This is a genomic window from Actinoplanes awajinensis subsp. mycoplanecinus (assembly GCF_001509495.1).
In the GTDB taxonomy this organism is placed as follows: domain Bacteria; phylum Actinomycetota; class Actinomycetes; order Mycobacteriales; family Micromonosporaceae; genus Actinoplanes; species Actinoplanes palleronii.
The window spans coordinates 1-445 of record NZ_LLZH01000153.1; the positions used below are offsets into that span (position 1 = coordinate 1).

1 protein-coding gene is annotated in these 445 nt (G+C 68.3%); it reads right to left on the reverse strand.

Annotated elements, in window-relative coordinates:
- Nucleotides 1-402, reverse strand: a 402-nt coding sequence (locus tag ADL15_RS18205; RefSeq protein WP_394326939.1) for a condensation domain-containing protein, incomplete at its 3' end; no start/stop codon positions are given.
- Nucleotides 403-445 lie beyond the last annotated feature (43 nt).

The following is a 445-nucleotide window of genomic DNA, read 5'->3' on the forward strand; positions in this document are numbered from 1 at the left end:
GCCGTCACCAGCCACGTGATGCAACACCAACAGCAACACATGCTCACCACCGGCCCCGAACAACACCGCCCGCAACGGCAACTCCCGGCCGAGGTCGAACGGGTTGCGCGCTTCTTGCCGCAGTGCCTCCTCGAGAGGGGAGTCCGCTGCTCGCACCACTCGCACAGTGGCCCGCGCCTGCTCGCCTCGCAGGACACTCTGGTGCGGATCCCCACCGGATTCCGGGAAGACGGTGCGCAGACTTTCGTGCCGGTCGACGACGTCCTGCACCGCTGCCCGCAGCGCGTCGACGTCAAGCTCTCCGGTCAGATGCAGCGCCAGCGGGAGATTGAACGTCGCGCTGGGCCCTTCCAACCGGTGCAGGAACCAGAGCCGGCGCTGCGCGAACGACAACGGCAACACCTCAGGACGCACGGCCGCACGCAACGCCGCACGCACCTGCCGA